The sequence below is a fragment of the Amycolatopsis sp. NPDC039088 genome (assembly GCF_055598845.1).
On sequence record NZ_JBVKAE010000044.1, the window covers coordinates 41,422 to 61,013 of the forward strand.

The following is a 19,592-nucleotide window of genomic DNA, read 5'->3' on the forward strand; positions in this document are numbered from 1 at the left end:
CCCATGACCGCCGGGAGCGTTCACCGCGGCAAGCGCTGGATCGAGCACTGGGATCCCGAGAACGAGCAGTTCTGGGAAGAGACCGGGAAGAAGATCGCGCGGCGGAACCTGTGGTTCTCCGTTCTGGCCGAGCACATCGGCTTCTCCGTCTGGACACTGTGGTCGGTCATGGTCCTGTTCATGGGCCCGCAGTACGGGTTCTCGGCCGCCGACAAGTTCCTGCTCGTTTCGACCCCGACGCTGATCGGCGCGCTCATGCGGCCGCTCTACACCTTCGCGGTGGCGAAGTTCGGTGGCCGGAACTGGACGATCGTCAGCGCGCTGCTGTTGCTGGCACCCACCATCCTGGCCGCGATCGCGATGGAGCCGGGCACCTCGCTCGGCACGTTCCTGCTGATCGCCGCGCTCGGCGGGGTCGGCGGCGGGAACTTCGCGTCGTCGATGACCAACATCAACGCCTTCTACCCCGAGAAGCACAAGGGCTGGGCGCTCGGGCTCAACGCGGGCGGCGGCAACCTCGGGGTGGCGGCGATCCAGCTGATCGGCCTGCTGATCATCGGCACCGTCGGCGCGACCGCGCCCCGGCTGGTGCTGGCGATCTACATCCCGCTGATCGTGGTCGCCGCGGTCTGCGCGTACTTCTTCATGGACAACCTCGCCTCGATGAAGGGCGACACCAAGGCGATGCGCGAGGTCGTCAAGGACCCGCACACCTGGGTGATGTCGTTCCTCTACGTCGGCACGTTCGGTTCGTTCATCGGCTACAGCTTCGCCTTCGGCCTGGTGCTGCAGAACCAGTTCGGCCGTACTCCGCTGCAGGCGGCGGCGGTGACGTTCCTCGGGCCGCTGCTCGGGTCCTTCTCGCGGCCGACGGGCGGCTGGCTGGCCGACCGGATCGGCGGCGGCAAGATCACCTTCGTGACGTTCGTCGGGATGGCCGCGGCGACCGTGGTGCTGATCCTGGCGTCGACGTCGAACTCGCTGGCGCTGTTCACCGTCGCGTTCATCGTGTTGTTCGTGCTGACCGGGATCGGCAACGGCTCGACGTACAAGATGATCCCGGCGATCTTCCGCGCCAAGGCGAAGGTCGCGATCAGCGAAGGCGCCGACGAGACCCTCGAACTGCTGAAGGCGCGCAAGCTTTCCGGCGCGTTGATCGGGTTGGCCGGTGCGATCGGCGCGCTGGGCGGGTTGTTCATCAACCTGGCGTTCCGGCAGTCGTTCGCGGACACCAAGAGCGGGGTGCCGGCGTTCATCGCCTTCCTCGCCTTCTACGGACTGTGCTTTGCCGTCACGTGGGCGGTGTACCTGCGGAAACAGCAGGCGGAGGTGGCGAGCACCCGAGGTCTGGCGCTCGCCGGGGCGGAGGTCTGATGCGGAAACTCGTCGTCGCGGGACATGGCATGGTCGCGCACCGGCTCGTCGAAGCCGTGCGCGCGGAGGACAAGACCGGCGAATGGCAGGTGGTGGTCCTCGCCGAGGAGGCGAGGCCCGCGTACGACCGCGTCGCCCTGACGTCCTATGTGGACACTTGGGATCCGGCTTCGCTCGCCCTCGAAGGCGCCGACTACGCCGACGACCCGCAGGTGGAACTGCGGCTCGGTGACGCGGTGACGTCGGTGGACCGGGACCGCAAGGTCGTCGTCACCGAGTCCGGGTACGAGCAGCCGTACGACGCGCTCGTCCTCGCGACCGGCTCACGGCCGTTCGTCCCGCCGGTGCCCGGTCACGATCTCCCGGGTTGCTTCGTCTACCGGACGATCGAAGACCTCGACGCCATCAGGGAAGCCGCTCAGCGGCCCGGCCGCGGCCGTCGTTCGGCGGTCGTCATCGGTGGCGGCCTGCTCGGGCTCGAAGCCGCGAAGGCGTTGCGGGACATGGGTCTCTCGCCGCACGTGGTCGAGATGGCGCCGCGGCTGATGCCGCTGCAGGTCGACGAGGGCGGCGGTGGCCTGCTCCGGCGGCTGATCACCGACCTCGACGTGACCGTCCACACGGGAACGTCGACCGACGCCATCGAACCGGACGGCGCGCGGTACATCGCCAAGCTCGGCAACGGCACCGAACTCGACGTCGACCTGGTCGTGTTCTCCGCCGGGATCCGGCCGCGCGACGACCTCGCCCGCTCGTCCGGCCTGGAGGTCGGCGCCCGCGGCGGGATCCTGGTCGACGAGTCCTGCCGGACGTCCGACCCGTCGGTGTACGCGATCGGCGAATGCGCCGCCGTGGCGGGAAAGGTGTACGGCATCGTGGCGCCCGGCTACGCGATGGCGGAGATCGTCGCCGCGCAGCTGACCGGCGGCGAGGGCACGTTCCCCGAGCCGGACATGTCGACGAAGCTCAAGCTCATGGGTGTCGACGTCGCCAGCTTCGGTGACGCGCACGCGGCCACCGAGGGTGCGCTGGAGGTCGCGTTCAACGACGCGGTCGCCGGAACCTACAAGAAGCTCGTGATCTCAGACGACTCGAAGACGTTACTCGGCGGGGTGCTGGTCGGCGACGCGAGCGAGTTCAACACGCTGCGCGCGATGGTCGGGCGGCCGTTGCCCGCCGAACCTGGTGCGATCCTCGCCCCGGCGGGCGGTGGTTCGGCGGTCGGGGTCGACGCGCTGCCGGACGCCGCGCAGATCTGTTCCTGCAACGCGGTTTCCAAGGGCGCGATCACGCACGCGATCACCGAAGAGGGTTGCGATTCGGTCGCCAAGATCAAGGGCTGCACGCGGGCCGGGACGGCGTGCGGGTCGTGTGTCCCGCTGCTGGGCAAGCTGCTGACGGCTTGCGGCGTCGAGCAGTCCAAGGCGCTGTGTGAGCACTTCTCGCAGTCGCGTGCGGAGCTGTTCCAGATCCTGCAGGCCACGCGGATCAGCACGTTCAGCGAGATGATCGACCGGTACGGCAAGGGAACCGGATGCGCCATCTGCAAACCGGCGATCGCCTCGATCCTGGCCACGCTGGGCAACGGGCACATCCTCGCCGGTGAGCAGGCGACCCTGCAGGACACCAACGACAAGTTCCTGGCGAACCTGCAGCGCAACGGCACCTACTCGGTGGTCCCGCGGATCCCCGGTGGTGAGGTCACGCCGGAGAAACTCATGGTCATCGCGCAGGTGGCGATGGACTTCGGGCTGTACACCAAGATCACCGGCGGACAGCGGATCGACCTGTTCGGCGCCACCGTCGACCAGCTTCCGCTGATCTGGCGGCGGCTCGTCGACGCCGGGTTCGAGTCGGGGCACGCGTACGGGAAGTCGTTGCGCACGGTCAAGTCCTGTGTCGGTTCGACCTGGTGCCGCTACGGCGTCCAGGACAGCGTCGGGCTCGCGATCGAACTGGAACTGCGGTACCGCGGTCTGCGCTCGCCGCACAAGCTCAAGTCCGCGGTTTCGGGCTGTGCTCGGGAATGCGCCGAGGCGCGGAGCAAGGACTTCGGCATCATCGCCACCGACAAGGGCTGGAACCTCTACGTCGGCGGGAACGGCGGTGCGACCCCGCGGCACGCGGATCTGCTGGTGTCCGAAGTGGACACGGAGACGCTGATCCGCACGATCGACCGGTTCCTGATGTTCTACGTCCGCACGGCCGACCGGCTGCAGCGCACCGCGCCGTGGGTCGAGGAGATGGAAGGCGGCCTCGACCACCTGCGCGCGGTGATCGTCGACGACAAGCTCGGCATCTGCGAGGACCTCGACGCCGCCATGGCCAAGCACGTCGGCGACTACGCCGACGAATGGCGTGGGGTACTGGAGGACCCGGAGAAGCTGGCGAAGTTCAGCTCGTTCGTCAACGCGCCGGGCACGCCGGACCCGACGATCGCCTTCCGCACCGAACGCGAACAGAAGGTGCCCGTCCTGCTGGGCATCCCGGAGGTGAAGCAGTGACGACCTCGATCGAGCGCACCTGGACCGCCATCTGCGCGGCGGGCGCGGTAGCCGAATGGTCCGGCGTCGCCGCCCTGCTCGACGACGGCGTGCAGGTGGCGATCTTCCGGTTGCCGGGCGACCGGTGGTACGCACTGTCCAATTTGGACCCGATCAGCGGTGCCGCGGTGCTCTCGCGGGGGATCGTCGGCGACGCCGGCGGTGTCCCCGTGGTGGCTTCGCCGGTGTACAAGGAACGTTTCGACCTGCGGACCGGCGAATGTCTCGACGCCGAGGGTGTCTCGGTCGAGGCGTACCGGGTCCGGGTCACCGGCGGTGTCGTGGAGGTGGAAGCTTCACCGTGACAGAAGTCCTTCCCCTGGCGGGATTCGTCATCGGTATCACGGCGGCGCGACGAGCTGACGAGCTCGGCGCGCTGTTCGTGCGTAAAGGTGCGACCGTGCGGTACGGCCCGGCGATCCGGATCGTGCCGCTTTCCGACGACACGGAACTGCGGTCGGCGACCATGCGGCTGCTGGAAGACCGGGTCGACGCCGTCGTCGCGACGACCGGGATCGGCTTCCGTGGCTGGATCGAGGCCGCCGAAGGCTGGGGACTGGGGGAGGAGCTGCTGGATCGGCTCGGGAAGTCCGCGCTGCTCGCTCGCGGTCCGAAGGCGAAGGGAGCGATCCGTGCGGCCGGGCTCTCGGAGGACTACTCGCCGGGTTCGGAGAGCAATGCCGAGGTCCTGCAGCATCTGCTCGAGTCCGGGGTGGACGGTCAGCGGGTCGCGGTGCAGTTGCACGGTGAGCCGCTTCCGTACTTTGTGGACAGTCTGCGGGACGCGGGTGCCGAGGTGATCGAGGTGCCGGTGTACCGCTGGGTCGGGCCGACCGACCCCGGCCCGCTCGACCGGCTGCTGGACGCGGTGCTCGACGGCTCGGTGGACGCGTTGCCGTTCACCAGCGCGCCGGCCGCCGCGTCCATGCTGGGGCTGGCGAAGCGGACCGGTCGGCTTTCGGGAATCGTTCAGGCGCTGGAAAAGCGGGTCGTGGTGGCGTGTGTCGGGCCGATCACCGCGGGGCCGTTGGCCGCGCTCGGGATCCCGACGGTCCAGCCGACTCGGGCGCGGATCGGGGCGTTGGCGCGGACGGTGTCCGACGCGCTCGAAGCCCGCTCGCCACGGCTGACCGCGGGCGGGCGGAGCATCGAACTGCGCGGGCAGGCGGCACTGGTGGACGGTCAGTGGTGTGACATCGCGCCCGCGCCGATGGCGCTGCTGCGGGCACTGGCGGAGGCGCCGGGCCGGGTGTTCTCCCGGCGGGAACTGGTCTCCGCGTTGCCCGACGGTGGCGAGGAACACGCCGTCGAGACCGCCATCGGACGACTGCGGAACTCACTGGGGTCACCGAAGCTGGTCCAGACGGTGGTGAAACGGGGATATCGCCTGGCCGTCGACCCGTGACCTTCGCGTTTCGTCCTCTGAATGCGGTACTTGCGTGTGCAACTACCGCATTCAGAGGACGAAACGCGGGTGGTGGGTCAGGAGAAGGTGACGCGGAGATCGGGGAATTCCCGGGCCGCGGCGACCCGGCCCGCCTCCTCCTCGGCCGCCTTCCGCACGGCCGGGCGGAGCGCGTCGAACGGGGTCACCGTGAAGTCGAGCCGCTTCTTCCCGCTCGCCTTGGCCCGCCAGACCCCGGCGATCTCGCCGTCGGCCAGCAACGCGCCCGGATTGCCGAGGATCTTCCAGACTTCCTTCTGCCGGGCCTTGTCCGGCACCAGCACGGCGCGATCCCGCGCCTGGACGAACGGGTCCAGCGGCGGCAGCAGGCGGACCACGTCCGGCTCCGGCGGGTTCTCCAGCAAAGGCAGGCGGTCTTCCGGCAGGAACGCCTTCTTGCCGTCGACACGGACCTCGACCAGCTTGTCCGGCCACATCGCGTCTACACCGGTTCGCGTCGTCCCGACGTAGGCGGCGGCGTCGCCGGGAGCGGCGGGGCCGTTGATCCGCAGGTAGCCCTCGACCACCCGCGTCGCCGCCTTGGCATCGGGAGCGGTCTTCAGGCGGCCGCGCTTTTCCAGCGGCGCCAACGTCGCCGGGCTGGCGCCCGGTTCCAGCCGGACCCCGGCGTGGATCGACGCGACCCGCATCAACTGCTCGTAGATGTGCACGACCCCGCAGCCGCGGCAGGCGTACGACAGGCCGTCGGGGATCAGTTTCGTGACCGCGCCGCTCACCGTGCCCTTGGGCTGTCGGCCGGTGACGACCTCCCGGATCGCCTTCGCGGCGGTGAACAGAGCGTCCGTCGCGGACCTGCCCGCGTCCTCGACCTGCTTGCGCTGCCACAGGATCCTGGCCATCGCGTCCTTCTCGTCGAGCGGCACGAGCGCTGCCCTGATGGCGTCCAGTTCGGCGCGGCGATGGAAATGCGGCGCGCCGCGGTGCGTCCAGGCGAGCACGAACCGTCCGTCTTCCCAGACCGCCGGGGTGATGTCGCCGTCGATCCGGGCGGCGAGACCGAGCAGCGCGGTGTCCCGCATCGAGTCCTGCAGACCGAGGTCGAATACGGTCGCCGCGGCCGCGTCCGTCTCCTCACGGTGCAGTCCGTGCGCCGCGATCCGGTACGCGAGCACCTGCTGCCGGTCGACCTCGAGCACCTGTCCTCCTTAAAGCGCGTAATCGAACGTGTAGGACATCGTCGGCTCACCGAGGACGCCCGTGGTGGTACCGGTGCCGCTGATCCCGGCGAGTTCACCCGTTCCGGAGCCTTCGACCACCGAGAACGTGGACGAGATGCCCTTCGCGTCGAAGCCGGTGTCGTGCTTGATCACGAAGCTGCCCTTACGTCCGTCCACGCTGCCTTCGACGCGTTCGAAGCCCGGCGCGGTCGTGCCGCCGCCGTCGTAGCCCTCACCCGCGTAGTACAGCAGGTAGTCGACGATCGACTCGCCTTCGATCAGCCCGCTGTAGGCGAGCGTGGCGTGCGCGTAGGCGACGCGCGGCCCGCCGTCGGTGCCGCTGACGATGTTCTCTTCCCAGTTCTTCATGGCGAACGTGTTCATGGGACTCACCCTGACAGCCAAACCTGTCAGAACATGTCAGGTTTTTCGGCGATACTGGATTCATGCGTGCGAGCAGACTCCTGTCGGTCCTCCTCCTGCTGCAGAACCGCGGCCGGATGACGGCCGAGGAGCTGGCCGCCGAGCTGGAGGTGTCGGTCCGGACTGTCTACCGCGACGTCGAGGCGCTGTCCGCGGCCGGCGTGCCGGTGTACGCCGATCGCGGGCGCACGGGCGGATATCAGCTGGTCGACGGCTATCGCACCCGGCTGACCGGGCTCACCGAGGAGGAGGCGCAATCGCTTTCGCTCGCCGGTCTGCCCGGCGCGGCCGCCGAACTCGGGCTGGGCACCGTCCTCGCCGCCGCGCAGCTCAAACTGCACGCGGCCATGCCGTCGGAACTGCGCGCCGGGGCGAGCAAGGTCTCCGAACGGTTCTTCCTGGACGTCCCGGGCTGGCACCGCGGCATCGAGAGCCTGCCGCGACTGTCCGAACTGGCCGACGCGGTGTGGCATACGCGCCGGATCAAGGTCCGGTACGAACGATGGGGGCAGCGGAAGGTCGAGCGTGTCCTCGATCCGCTGGGCCTGATCCTCAAGGCGGGGAACTGGTACCTCGCGGCACGGTGCGAGGGGAACGACCGGACCTACCGGGTTTCCCGCATCGAGGAGCTCGAAGATCTCGGCGAGACCTTCGAACGGCCGTCCGACTTCGACCTCGCGCGCTACTGGCACGAGTGGTCGGAACAGTTCGAAAAGCGGATGTACTCGCGGGTGGCGGTGGTCCGGCTGAACGAGTTCGCCCGCATACTGTTGCCGTTCTATCTGGGCGCGGTCGGCGTGCGGGCGCTGAGGGAAGCAGATGCCGAGCCGGATGAAAACGGTTGGCTGACGATGGAACTTCCCGTGGAACCGGGAGAACCGGCCGTCGGTGAACTGTTGCGCTTCGGCGGGAACCTCGATGTGCTCGAACCGCCGGAGCTGCGCGAGCGGCTGGCGGAGGAGATCAGGAAGATGGGCGCGCGTTATGGCTGACCTGGACGGCATCACGATCGGGATCACCGCGGAACGGCGGGCCGACGACTTCGTCGCGGCACTGGAACGGCACGGCGCGACCGTGCTGCACGCGCCCACCATCCGCATCGTGCCGCTGCCGGACGACACCGAACTGCGCGCGGCGACAGACGCCGTGCTGGCCGCGCCGGTCGGGTTCACCGCGGTCACCACCGGTGCCGGATTCCGCGGCTGGCTCTCGGCCGCCGAAGGCTGGGGCCTGCGTGAACCGCTGCTGGAACGGCTGGGGGCGTCGCGGATCTTCGTGCGCGGGCCGAAAGCGGCCGGTGCGGTACGCGGTGAAGGTCTTCGTGAGGAATTCTCCGCGCCGGAAGAGAGCAACGCCGAACTGTTCGAGGGATTGCGCGACGCCGGGGTCCGCGGTGCGCGGGTCGCCGTTCAGTTGCACGGCACCCTGCTGCCCGAACTCACCGGGCTGCTGCGGGAGTCCGGCGCGGACGTCGTCCAGGCGCAGCCGTACCGCTGGCTTTCGCCGGAGAACGTCGAACCTGTGCACGCTCTCGTCGAAAGTGTGGTCGCCGGGCGGGTGCACGCGCTGGCGTTCACCTCCGCGCCCGCGGCGACGAATCTCCTCGCGCTGGCCGGATCGCGTCGCGAGGAACTTCTTGCCGCGCTGCGAGGTCCGGTGTTGTGCGCGTGTGTCGGACCGGTGACCGCCGCGCCGCTGGAAGCCGCCGGGGTACCGACCGTCCAGCCGGAGCGGCAACGTCTCGGCGCGTTGGTGAAACTTCTCGTCGCGGAGCTGCGCATTCGGCCGTCTTGACGGGGATGACCCGCTTTGCCAGGCTCGACATACCGGACGCACGGAAAGGCGGCGGATGTCCGAGTCGCAATCGGTCACCTTCGTGCGCGCCATGTTGCGAAAGGGATCTTCGGTGCTGGGCGCCAGCCCGCCCGACGAAGCACCCGACCCCGATTCCGTGCCCGATTGGCGCTATCGCGAGGATTCCGCGGATTCGCTGCTGATGCGCGCGATCCGCTATTCCTCGCTCGGCCCGATCTTCTACCGCGTGGCCGCCTTTCCCAAGGTGTACCTCGGTTTCCTGGTCGCGAACGGCTCGGCCGCAATCGTCCCGGTGCTGAGCACGACGATCCTGGCGGTGCTGCTGAACGTCTTCGCCGTCTGGTGGGTGGTGCGGGGCCGCGGCATCCGGGCGAAGACGTCCGGGCGGCTGATGTACGCCGATCTCGCGGTGGGCGTGGTGCTCGCGACGTTCGTGGCCGCCACCGCGCCTGCCGAGATCCAGCCGTTCGCCGTCGACGTCGCGTGGACGTGGCTGGTCGGCACAGTGGCGTTGTGGACGTTGTCGTTCGGGCTGCCCGCCGCTTTCCTGCTGTTGATCGCGGCTCTTCCGTTCCGGGTGTTCCTGACCTGGATCGGCGGGCTCCCGCTCGACGACCCGCTCGCGGTGAGCCGTTCGGTTGGCTGCATGGTCGCGCTCGTCGTGGCGATGGTGACCACGGCGGGGATCCTGATCCTGCTCGGCGTCGGGACGCGGTTCGCGCTGGGGATCGGGATGCGTCGCGGTCAGCGCACCGAGCGGCTGCGGACCCGGCGGGTCATGCACGACTCCGTGCTGCAGACGTTGGAAGCGATGGGCATGGAGGCGCCCGACGACGATTCCGCGGCCGCGGAACGACTCGCGGAGATGCGCGCGACGGCGCGGGCGCAGGCCGCCGAACTGCGGCGCGAACTCACCGGCCCGGAAGCGCCGTCGGCCCGCGGCCTCGCGGCGGACCTCGCCGAGGTCGCCACCGAAATGGCACGCGACGGCCTCCGCACCCAGCTCGTCGCCGCCGAGACCGAGGAGGACTACCGCCTCACGCACGCACGCCGGACCGCCATCCGCGACGCCGTTCGCGAAGCACTCCGAAACACTGTGAAGCACGCCGGGACCAAGCAGGTCGTGCTTCGCGTCGAAGAGCGCGAAGGCGGTATCGCGGTCATCGCGCGGGATCAGGGGACCGGCTTCAGCATGCTGGACCGGCCGCCAGGCTTCGGGATCAGCCAGTCGATCATGGCGCGGCTCGCGGAGGTCGGCGGGCGGGGGACGATCGACTCGCATCCGGGTCGGGGGACCCGGGTGACGCTCTGGGTGCCGCACTGAGTCGTGGACTTGGATGCGCGCCCTTTGAGTGACATCCGAGCGGTGTCATCCCTTGTGTCTATGAAGGAATTGGGACGTTGAGTGATGCTGTTGGTTTATTCGGGTTCGGGCGGTTTCGCGTGATCAGACGGAGGACACGCGTGATCAGACGGAGGACACGCGTGTCTGGACGGACGGCACGCGTGCAGCCGGGTTCCGCCGCGTGTCGTCTGTCTGGACACAGGTGCCCTCCGTCTGATCACGCGTGTCGTCCCTTCAAGCACACGAGATCGCCATCCGATCACGCAGGTCTTCCCTCAGAGCGCGCGACGACCAGGGGATCCTGCGCTCAACACGAATAAACCAACAGCATCGTTGAGTGTCCCAATTCCTTCACAGACACCCTCGATGGCCCGCCGAATCACCGCTCAGGGACTGGTCGGACGTAGGGAAGGGACCTTCAGGGCCTCTGCTGTGGCGCGTGAGACTTCTGTGACACCTGGGGTGACCTCGGTGGTCCGTGAAGGCCTCTTTGAGGGAATCAGAGTCCGTGAAGGCCTCCTTCACTACCTTCAGGGTCAATGCCAGGAACTTAAGCGACGGTTCCTGAGGCTCTCCAACTGTCCATAAAGGATTCATCGAGAGCCGATTCGTCCGATTGATCACCCTTTGCCCGTGTTATCAAGTCCGTGAAGGCCTCCTTGAGGGACTCTGAGTCCCTCAAGGAGGCCTTCACGGACCATCGACACCATCGACCTTCGTGGGCGAACAGTCGCTGCCCGAACGGACGGTACGTACTGGAGCCGGGCTACCCGACCTGGGCGAACATGTCCGACACGCGACCGCCCCGCCGGCCTTAAGCTCCTGGCATTGCGGCTCAGTCGAGGGAAGGGGGCCTTCACGGACCGCCGAGGGACGGAGCGGCAGCAGCGATAGCAAGGGACCTTTGCTCTCGCCTGGTCCGGACACCGGACTGTTGATCATGATGGAGCTCCACGGCGCGGCGCTCATCGTCGGCGCGAGCATGCCTACGTAAGTGGTAGCAAAGGTCCCTTGCTCTCTTTTCGCAGGTCAGCGCGGCGACCGTGTGGATTTTGGGACATCTGACGTCCTGAAATCCACACGGTCAGTAGGCGTCGCTACGCGGAGTGAGGGGTGTGTGGAAATAGGGACACTCAACGTCCCTATTTCCACACACCCCCTTACCCCGCGACACGTTTGCCCTATTCCGCTATGCCGGTTCCGTGCGGGTCGCGAGAAGCGTCTCTGGTGGACAGTCGAGCGTGGGCGATCCTGTCAGGGGCGTGGTGAGGTGGCGACGATGAAGGAATTGGGACGTTGAGTGTCGTGGTTCCTTCATCGTCGATTTTCGGCGACCTGGAGGCCGTCGGGAGAGCCCTACCCCGACTTTGCCGGGACCCTACGCTCAAGGTAGGGAGTCCTTCAAGGGTGACCCGCATTTGTGTACCTGCGCCTGACTTGCACGAGGGTGGTGGTCGTCGCCCCGGTCTCACACCTTGATCAACGGAAGATCCGGGACACTCAACGTCCCCGATCTTCCGTTGATCAAGCTCGTGTCCCTCACGATCTGCGGACCGGCGACCGAGCGGGGAAGGTTCCGGCCGTCCAACGGCCGGAATCCTCCCCACCCGACTACACCGGCCACCCGCACAAGCTCCACACCAGTGGGTAAACAAATACAAGTCCCTCAAGGAGGCCTTGACGGACTGCGTGAAGGGGGGCCTTCACGCGTTTCGGGCCGGGCTCGGGGCTAGACTCCGCCCGATGCGTATCACGGTCTTCCGGCGGCTGATGGCCGACGAATTCGGTCCCGGACGTGCGGAAACCCTCTCGAGGGATCACGTCTTCGGCGAACTCGGGGGCCGGACCGTCGAACAGGCCCTTGACTCGGGAATCTCGGCCAAGGACGTCTGGAAGGCGGTCTGCGACGCCTTCGAGATCCCGCCGGAGCGGCGCTGACCTCGGGATGAAGGCGAGCACCCTAGCGCGACGGCGTGTCGGTCACCGGCTCGAACACACGTTCGTCTATGGTGTTGTCCACAACGGGGTCAGCGATCCACAGCTTGGGCGCGAGGCCTGGAATTGTCGGTGGTCGCCCGTAGCGTCGAGCCCGACAGCTCAGAACTGAAACAAGCCCTACCGGCTCAACCAACGAGGTGGACTCCATGGCACCAGCAGCACCCGACAAGGACAAGGCCCTCGAACTGGCCCTCGCCCAGATCGACAAGCAGTACGGCAAGGGGTCGGTCATGCGCCTCGGCGAAGAGGGCCGCGTGCCGATCGAGGTCATCCCGACCGGTGCCATCGCGCTCGACGTCGCGCTCGGGATCGGCGGCCTGCCCCGCGGCCGCGTCATCGAGATCTACGGTCCGGAGTCCTCCGGTAAGACCACCGTCGCGCTGCACGCGGTCGCCAACGCGCAGCGGAACGGCGGCATCGCCGCGTTCATCGACGCGGAGCACGCGCTGGACCCGGATTACGCCCAGAAGCTCGGCGTCGACACGGACGCGCTGCTGGTCTCCCAGCCGGACACCGGTGAGCAGGCGCTCGAGATCGCGGACATGCTGATCCGCTCCGGCGCGCTCGACATCCTGGTCATCGACTCGGTCGCCGCGCTCGTGCCGCGAGCCGAGATCGAGGGCGAGATGGGTGACAGCCACGTCGGTTTGCAGGCGCGGCTGATGAGCCAGGCGCTGCGGAAGATGACCGGTGCGATGAGCAACTCCGGCACCACCGCGATCTTCATCAACCAGCTGCGCGAGAAGATCGGCGTCATGTTCGGCTCCCCGGAGACCACGACCGGTGGTAAGGCGCTGAAGTTCTACGCGTCGGTCCGGCTGGACGTCCGCCGGATCGAGACGCTGAAGGACGGCGGCGAGCCCGTCGGTAACCGCACCCGCGTCAAGGTCGTGAAGAACAAGGTCGCGCCGCCCTTCAAACAGGCCGAGTTCGACATCCTGTACGGCAAGGGCATCTCCCGCGAGGGCTCGCTGATCGACATGGGTGTCGACCAGGGCATCCTGCGCAAGTCCGGTGCCTGGTACACCTACGAGGGCGACCAGCTGGGGCAGGGCAAGGAGAACGCGCGCAAGTTCCTGCTCGAGAACCCGGACATCGCCAACGAGGTCGAGAAGCGCATCAAGGAGAAGCTCGGCATCGGCGCCGTCGTCGACGCCGAGGCCGCCCCGGCGCCGGTCGACTTCTAGGAGGAACGGGTTTGCGAGCGCCCAAGGTGGATCCGGCGGAGTTGCCGCCGGACGAGCGGAGGAAGAAGGCCAAGGAGATCTGCTTCGATCTCCTGGCCGCGCGCCCGCGCTCCACGGAGGAATTGCGTCAGGCTCTCAAGCGCAAAGGCTTCGACGAGGAGACGACGGAGACCCTGCTCGGTAAGCTGGACCAGGCAGGGCTTGTCAACGACGCCGAGTTCGCTGAAATGTGGGTTCGTTCCCGCCATGCCAACATGGGCCTGGCACGGAACGCGCTCGTGGCCGAACTCAAACGCAAAGGAATAGATGGGGATATCGCCGTCCAGGCCGCCGAAGAGGTGGACCGAGAGGCAGAGGAGCAGCGCGCCCGAGAGCTGGTACGCAAGCGTATGCGCTCCTTGGGCAACGTCGACGAACAGACGGCGATCCGTCGCCTGCTGGGCGTCCTCGCCCGCAAGGGCTATCCCCAGGGGCTGGCCTACACCGTGATCCGCGACGAACTCCGCGAGTTCGGTGCCGAGGCCGCCCTCTTGGACGACCCCACCCTCGACTGAGTCGCCCCACACCTGAGCTGCTCTCACCGGTCGAGCGGGCCTTCGTGCCCGCCGGCCGGTGTTCTGCTGTCTGCGCAAGGCGCTGACCAGCGCCGATACGACCGATCAGGAATCAAGAAGCACCGCGTGCCCGCCGCGAAATAGCGTTACCGGCATGAACTTCATCGACGCCATCACCCTCGAAGTGGCCGACACCGCGGCCGCCGAACACTTCTACACCACCGCCTTCGGCCTCGGCTCCCAGTTGCGTCTGCGGGCCTCGCAGGAGCCCACAAGCGGCTTCCGTGGCTACACCCTTTCCCTCACGGTGTCGCAGCCCGCCAACGTCGACGCCCTGATCGAAGCCGCCCTCACCGCCGGCGCGACCGCGATCAAGCCCGCCGCGAAGTCGATGTGGGGCTACGGCGGTGTCGTCCAGGCCCCGGACGGCGCGATCTGGAAGATCGCCACCTCGGCGAAGAAGAACACCGGCCCGGCCACCCGCGAGTTCGACGACATCGTGTTGCTGCTGGGTGTCGCCGACATCTCCGCGAGCAAGAAGTTCTACGTCGAGCACGGTCTCACCGTGGGCAAGAGCTTCGGCCGCGTGTACGTGGAGTTCGAATCCGGGTCGAGCCCGGTCAAGCTGGCGCTGTACCGGCGCAAGGCCCTGGCCAAGGACGCCGGCGTCGCCCCGGAGGGCACCGGATCGCACCGGATCGCGGTCAGCGGCCCCGCCGCGCCGTTCACCGACCCGGACGGCTTCCGCTGGGAGACCTCCACCCTCGCCGCCCAGTCCTGATGTGCCACTACCGGATGCCCCCGCTCGCCGCCTACCGAGGAGAAAACGCCATGAGCACCACCACTTACGAAGGATTCTCGGCCGAAGAGAAGGCCGCGATGAAGGAACACGCCCAGGACATGAAGAAGGCGGCCCGCCGCAGTTCGGCCGCAGACAAGGCCGCGGCCGCCGAGCAGGATGTGGTCGAGAAGATCGCCGAGATGGCCGACGACGACCGCGCGCTGGCCGAACGCGTCCACGCCATCGTCAAGGCCAACGCCCCGATGCTCGCGCCGAAGCTCTGGTACGGCCAGCCCGCCTATGCCCTCGACGGCAAGCTCGTCTGCTTCTTCCAGCCCGCCGCCAAGTTCAAGACGCGCTACGCGACCCTTGGCTTCAACGACGCGGCCAACCTGGACGAGGGTGAGATGTGGGCGACCGCCTTCGCGCTGACCAAGATGACGGCCGCCGTGGAAAAGCGCGTCACCGCGCTCGTGAAGCAGGCCTGTGCGGCATAAGTGGCACTGAGTTTTACCGCATGATTGGCCACTCCCAGTGGTGAGGTGACTCCCTAGGCTCGGATGATCACTGGGAGGACACCATGATCACCATCGCCCCGCCGGAGCCTGAAGACCGCGAAGCCTGGGAGAACCTGTTCCGCGCCTACGTCGCCTTCTACGAACGTGTTTCGCCCCAAGAGGTCTACGACCGCGCTTGGCAGGAATTCCGTGCAGGGGAACGGATGCACGCGCTCGTCGCCCGCCTGGACGGCGAACTCGTCGGAATCACGCACTTTCTGGTGCACCCCAGCACTTCCGCGCTCACCGACGTCTGCTATCTCCAGGACCTCTTCACCGCGCCGCGAGCCCGGGGCAAGGGTGTGGCGCGGGCACTGATCGAGGCTGTCGCGGACTGGGCGCGTCACCGCGATTGCGACCGGGTCTACTGGCACACCAAGGAAACCAACGCCACCGCGCGCCGCCTGTACGACCAGGTCGCGGTCAACCGGGGCTTCATCCAGTACCAGTTACCACTCTGAAAACGGTGAAGGCCGCCCTCGCGAGGGCGGCCTTCACAGCACGGATCAGAGCTTCGACGCCTCCGCGGCGAAAGCTTCGATCTTCCCGAAGTCCTTGGCGGCCAAAGCATCCTTCGGGGTCAGCCACGAACCACCGATACAGCCCACATTGGACAGTGCGAGATAGTCCGGCGCGGTCTTCACGGTGATCCCGCCGGTCGGGCAGAACCGCAGCCCCGGCAACGGCCCGCCGATCGACTTCAGGTACGCCACGCCGCCGCTGGCCTCGGCGGGGAAGAACTTCAACGCCGTCAGCCCGCGTTCGGCCAGCCGCATCGCCTCCGAAACCGTGCTCGCGCCCGGCAGGAACGGCAGCCCGGTGTCGAACGCGGCGTCCAGGACCGAGTCGGTGCAGCCCGGGGTCACCAGGAACTTCGCGCCGGCGTCGGCGGCCCGCTTGGCGTGCTCCGGCGCGGTGACCGTCCCGGCGCCGATGACGATCTCCGGGACCTCCGCGGCGATCCGCTCGATGGAGGCGAGGGCCGCCGGGGTGCGCAGGGTCAGCTCGATCACCCCGATACCGCCCGCGAGCAGGGCCCGCGCGGTGGGCACCGCGTCGGCGGCGTCGTCGAGGACGACGACGGGCATCACAGGGGACAGGCCGAGCAGGTCGGCGCCGGTGGTCACTGACTTACCTCCACAGGGTTCAACGTGTGCGCCGGAGCGCCGAAGTGTTCCGGCGTGAGCGGTCCGAACACGCTCGCGCCCTGATCGGCGGGGCCGACCGCGCGGCGCAGCGCCGCGAACAGCTCCCGGCCGGTGCCGGTCCAGGATGCCTCCGAAGGCGGGGAGTCCACCAGCTCACGACGGGCGAGTTCTTCGTCACCCACGAAGACGTCCAGGGTCCCGGCCTGCGCGTCTAGCCGGACGACGTCGCCGTCGGCGATCCGCGCGATCGGGCCGCCCACGGCGGCTTCCGGGGTCACCTGGATCGCGGCGGGGATCTTGCCGGACGCGCCGGACATGCGGCCGTCGGTGAGCAGCGCCACCTGGTGCCCGCGGTCCATCAGCACCCCCAGCGCCGGGGTGAGCCCGTGCAGCTCGGGCATCCCGTTGGCCTGCGGGCCCTGCTGCCGGATGACCACGACGACGTCCTGGTTCAGCTCGCCGGCCTCGAAAGCGTCCTTGAACGACTTCTGGTCGGTGAACACCCGCGCCGGGGCTTGGACGACGCGGTGTTCGGGCGCCACCGCGGACACCTTGATCACCGCGCGGCCGAGGTTGCCCGCCACCATCCGCAGCCCGCCGTCGGCGGCGAACGGCCGTGACGCCGGGCGCAGGACGTCCTCGTCGAGGCTGCGCGTCGGCACGTCACGCCAGACCAGTCCGTCCTCGGACAGGATCGGCTCCTGCCGATAACGGCTCAGGCCCGGCCCGGCGACCGTGAGGACGTCCTCGTGCAGCAGACCCGCGTCGAGCAGCGTGCCGACCAGGAACTGGATACCACCGGCGGCGTGGAAGTGGTTGATGTCCGCGCTGCCGTTCGGGTACACCCGCGCCAGCAGCGGGATCACCGCCGACAGGTCGGAGAAGTCGTCCCAGGTGAGCTGGATGCCCGCGGCCGCGGCGATCGCGACGAGGTGCATCGTGTGGTTGGTCGAACCGCCCGTGGCGAGCAGCGCGATGACGCCGTTGACGACGGCCTTCTCGTCGATCACCCGCGAGACCGGGGTGTACTCCTCGCCGCGGGAGATGCGCACGACGCGGCGCCCGGCCTCCTCGGTGAGCGCGCGGCGCAGCGACGAGTTCGGCTGCACGAAGCTGGCACCCGGCAGGTGCAGGCCCATCACCTCGACGACCATCTGGTTCGAGTTGGCCGTGCCGTAGAAGGTGCAGGTTCCCGCCGAGTGGTACGAAGCCGCTTCGGCGTCCAGCAGGTCCTCGCGGGTCGCCTTGCCCTCGGCGTACAGCTGGCGAACGCGCGCCTTCTCCTTGTTCGGCAGGCCCGAGTTCATCGGCCCGGCAGGCACCAGGATCGCCGGGAGGTGGCCGAAGGACAGCGCGCCGATCAGCAGGCCCGGCACGATCTTGTCGCAGACGCCGAGCAGCAGCGCCGCGTCGAACATGTCGTGGGACAACGCGATCGCGGTCGACATCGCGATCACCTCGCGGCTGAACAGCGACAGCTCCATGCCCGGACGGCCCTGGGTGACGCCGTCGCACATCGCGGGGACGCCGCCGGCGAACTGGGCAACCCCGCCCGCCTCGCGGACCGACGCCTTCAGCATGGCGGGGTACTCCTGCATCGGCTGGTGCGCCGAAAGCATGTCGTTGTAGGAGGAGACGATCGCGACGCCCGGCGCCCGCACGGCACGCAGTGCCGCTTTGTCGACACCCTCCATCGCGGCGAAGCCGTGTGCGAGATTGCTGCAGTCGAGTCCGCGCCGCACCGGACCTTCTTCGTAGGCGGTGGCGACCCGCTCGAGGTGCGCGGCGCGGGTTTCGGCGCTGCGGGCGGCGACGCGTTCGGTGACTTCGGCGATGATGGGGTGGACGTTCGGGGCGGTGCGCATTGTCCGGCTCCGGATCACTGGTCGTGGTGGTCCGCGGGACGGCAACGCTGACGTCGCTGGGTCGTGACAGTGGCCACAGTACCTCGGGGGAAACCGCGAATCAAAATCGATACAGAAGATCGACTCGCGTGACCTCCGTCACGTCATTAGGTTCCACTGTGCTACTTGTCACATTGCACAATGCGCGGCAGAGTCGAGACGGCGAGGATCGCTTGCCTTCGAAGGCTCAAGCGGCCAACCGAACCGACCATCGGGAGGTACCGATGTCCACCACAGAGATCGCCGAACTTCGGCGAGCCATCGGTCAGTTGAGGCAGTGCGTCGGCACGCTGCGATCCCGATACGGCGACGCGTCGGCGGTACGGCGCCTGGCGAACGACGTGGAGCGGCTCGACATCGACGCGGCCGATCTCGACACGACCCCGAACGCGGTACCCGCGCAGGCGAAGGCCGCCGATCGGGTCCAGATACCCGACACGCCCTACGACCCGGCGCTCTGGCAAGGCGCCGATGACGAAGGCGTCGGCGGCTACAAGCGCGACCAGCGGTGAGCGCCCCCGCCGGCAACGAGGCCGGACGGGGTACGGGGGTCCGCGCGCCGTCGCGGGCCCGGATCGCCGAAAAAACGCTGCGCACCGACCGGTGGTGGCTCTCCCCGCTGCTGACCGTCCTCGGCCTCTCCGCCTTCATCATCTACGCGACGATCAGGTCCTTCGTGCGCACCGCCTACTGGGTGCCCGAGTACCACTACCTGACGCCGTTCTATTCGCCCTGCGTCTCGGAATCCTGTGTCGAAGGCTCCCGGCATTTCGGGGCCTGGATCGGTGAACTGCCGGGCTTCATCCCGCTCGGGTTCCTCGTCCTGCCGTTCCTGCTGGGCTTCCGGCTGACCTGCTACTACTACCGCAAGGCCTACTACCGGGCCGTCTGGTTCTCGCCGCCCGCGTGCGCGGTCGCCGAACCGCACGCGAAGTACACCGGTGAGACGCGGCTGCCGCTGATCATCCAGAACGCCCACCGCTACTTCTTCTACGTCGCCGTGGTCGTCTCGCTGATCAACACCTACGACGCGATCACCGCGTTCCACGGCAAGACCGGCGGGTTCGGTTTCGGGCTCGGCAACGTCGTGCTGCTCGGCAACGTGATCCTGTTGTGGGCCTACACGTTGTCGTGCCACTCGTGCCGTCACGTGACCGGCGGCAGGCTGAAGCACTTCTCGAAACATCCGGTCCGCTACTGGATCTGGACGCAGATCACGAAGCTCAACACCCGGCACATGGCGCTGGCGTGGACGACGCTGGGCACGCTCGTGCTGACCGACTTCTACGTGATGCTCGTGGCCAGCGGGGCGATTTCGGATCTGCGGTTCATCAACTAGTG

General features: G+C 68.1%; 19 protein-coding genes. 15 read left to right on the top strand and 4 right to left on the bottom strand.

Annotated features, from left to right (window positions below):
* Positions 1–3 precede the first annotated feature (3 nt).
* The 4 genes from ACZ7KI_RS37470 to ACZ7KI_RS37485 are packed head-to-tail and all read left to right on the top strand — an operon-like array spanning position 4 to position 5,322.
* Positions 4–1,374 carry a nitrate/nitrite transporter gene (locus ACZ7KI_RS37470; RefSeq protein WP_470277747.1) on the top strand — a complete coding sequence of 457 codons (1,371 nt, stop codon included), beginning with the start codon at positions 4–6 and terminating at the stop codon, positions 1,372–1,374.
* Entirely contained in the window at positions 1,374–3,878 is a 2,505-nt protein-coding gene (gene nirB / locus ACZ7KI_RS37475) for a nitrite reductase large subunit NirB (protein ID WP_470277748.1), read from the top strand. The genes ACZ7KI_RS37470 and nirB overlap by 1 nt, the downstream gene beginning before the upstream one ends.
* Positions 3,875–4,222 (top strand): nitrite reductase small subunit NirD, encoded by a 348-nt coding sequence (nirD, locus tag ACZ7KI_RS37480; RefSeq protein ID WP_470277749.1) that lies wholly within the window; start codon positions 3,875–3,877, stop codon positions 4,220–4,222. Before nirB ends, nirD begins: the two co-directional genes overlap by 4 nt.
* The gene (locus ACZ7KI_RS37485; protein ID WP_470277750.1) at positions 4,219–5,322 is read left to right on the top strand and encodes a uroporphyrinogen-III synthase; all 1,104 of its coding nucleotides are present in this window, start codon (positions 4,219–4,221) and stop codon (positions 5,320–5,322) included. The genes nirD and ACZ7KI_RS37485 overlap by 4 nt, the downstream gene beginning before the upstream one ends.
* Positions 5,323–5,399: 77 nt before the next feature.
* Here the strand turns inward: ACZ7KI_RS37485 and ACZ7KI_RS37490 are convergent, their stop codons facing one another.
* Together ACZ7KI_RS37490 and ACZ7KI_RS37495 are read right to left on the bottom strand one after the other, a co-directional pair.
* Positions 5,400–6,518, bottom strand: a complete 1,119-nt coding sequence (locus ACZ7KI_RS37490) for a DNA glycosylase AlkZ-like family protein (protein ID WP_470277751.1) — start codon at positions 6,516–6,518, stop codon at positions 5,400–5,402.
* 9 nt (positions 6,519–6,527) lie between these two features.
* Positions 6,528–6,923: a DUF3224 domain-containing protein gene (locus tag ACZ7KI_RS37495; protein WP_470277752.1), complete on the bottom strand. Its 396-nt coding sequence runs from the start codon at positions 6,921–6,923 to the stop codon at positions 6,528–6,530.
* Between the two features lie 62 nt (positions 6,924–6,985).
* Here ACZ7KI_RS37495 and ACZ7KI_RS37500 point away from each other — a divergent pair, with 62 nt between their 5' ends.
* The 9 genes from ACZ7KI_RS37500 (at position 6,986) to ACZ7KI_RS37540 (ending at position 15,660) form a co-directional block, all read left to right on the top strand.
* Positions 6,986–7,954, top strand: coding sequence for a helix-turn-helix transcriptional regulator (locus ACZ7KI_RS37500; RefSeq protein ID WP_470277753.1), 969 nt, complete (start codon positions 6,986–6,988; stop codon positions 7,952–7,954).
* Entirely contained in the window at positions 7,947–8,756 is an 810-nt protein-coding gene (locus tag ACZ7KI_RS37505; RefSeq protein ID WP_470277754.1) for a uroporphyrinogen-III synthase, read from the top strand. Before ACZ7KI_RS37500 ends, ACZ7KI_RS37505 begins: the two co-directional genes overlap by 8 nt.
* 55 nt (positions 8,757–8,811) lie before the next feature.
* Positions 8,812–10,101, top strand: a complete 1,290-nt coding sequence (locus tag ACZ7KI_RS37510; RefSeq protein WP_470277755.1) for a sensor histidine kinase — start codon at positions 8,812–8,814, stop codon at positions 10,099–10,101.
* Between the two features lie 1,764 nt (positions 10,102–11,865).
* Positions 11,866–12,060: a DUF3046 domain-containing protein gene (locus ACZ7KI_RS37515; protein WP_470277756.1), complete on the top strand. Its 195-nt coding sequence runs from the start codon at positions 11,866–11,868 to the stop codon at positions 12,058–12,060.
* A gap of 206 nt (positions 12,061–12,266) precedes the next feature.
* The gene (gene recA / locus ACZ7KI_RS37520; RefSeq protein WP_101606377.1) at positions 12,267–13,307 is read left to right on the top strand and encodes a recombinase RecA; all 1,041 of its coding nucleotides are present in this window, start codon (positions 12,267–12,269) and stop codon (positions 13,305–13,307) included.
* A gap of 26 nt (positions 13,308–13,333) precedes the next feature.
* The gene (locus ACZ7KI_RS37525; RefSeq protein ID WP_470222894.1) at positions 13,334–13,861 is read left to right on the top strand and encodes a regulatory protein RecX; all 528 of its coding nucleotides are present in this window, start codon (positions 13,334–13,336) and stop codon (positions 13,859–13,861) included.
* Positions 13,862–14,015: 154 nt separating this feature from the next.
* Positions 14,016–14,642 carry a glyoxalase gene (locus ACZ7KI_RS37530; RefSeq protein WP_470277757.1) on the top strand — a complete coding sequence of 209 codons (627 nt, stop codon included), beginning with the start codon at positions 14,016–14,018 and terminating at the stop codon, positions 14,640–14,642.
* A gap of 50 nt (positions 14,643–14,692) precedes the next feature.
* Positions 14,693–15,139 (top strand): iron chaperone, encoded by a 447-nt coding sequence (locus ACZ7KI_RS37535; protein ID WP_470277758.1) that lies wholly within the window; start codon positions 14,693–14,695, stop codon positions 15,137–15,139.
* 83 nt (positions 15,140–15,222) lie between these two features.
* The gene (locus tag ACZ7KI_RS37540; protein WP_470277759.1) at positions 15,223–15,660 is read left to right on the top strand and encodes a GNAT family N-acetyltransferase; all 438 of its coding nucleotides are present in this window, start codon (positions 15,223–15,225) and stop codon (positions 15,658–15,660) included.
* Between the two features lie 45 nt (positions 15,661–15,705).
* Here the strand turns inward: ACZ7KI_RS37540 and eda are convergent, their stop codons facing one another.
* A complete protein-coding gene (gene eda, locus ACZ7KI_RS37545) occupies positions 15,706–16,326 on the bottom strand; it encodes a bifunctional 4-hydroxy-2-oxoglutarate aldolase/2-dehydro-3-deoxy-phosphogluconate aldolase (RefSeq protein WP_470277760.1) in 621 nt (206 codons plus the stop codon).
* Entirely contained in the window at positions 16,323–18,212 is a 1,890-nt protein-coding gene (edd, locus tag ACZ7KI_RS37550; protein ID WP_470277761.1) for a phosphogluconate dehydratase, read from the bottom strand. The genes eda and edd overlap by 4 nt, the downstream gene beginning before the upstream one ends.
* A gap of 263 nt (positions 18,213–18,475) precedes the next feature.
* Here edd and ACZ7KI_RS37555 point away from each other — a divergent pair, with 263 nt between their 5' ends.
* Positions 18,476–18,763 (top strand): hypothetical protein, encoded by a 288-nt coding sequence (locus ACZ7KI_RS37555; RefSeq protein WP_465504309.1) that lies wholly within the window; start codon positions 18,476–18,478, stop codon positions 18,761–18,763.
* Entirely contained in the window at positions 18,760–19,590 is an 831-nt protein-coding gene (locus tag ACZ7KI_RS37560; RefSeq protein WP_470277762.1) for a hypothetical protein, read from the top strand. The genes ACZ7KI_RS37555 and ACZ7KI_RS37560 overlap by 4 nt, the downstream gene beginning before the upstream one ends.
* Positions 19,591–19,592 lie beyond the last annotated feature (2 nt).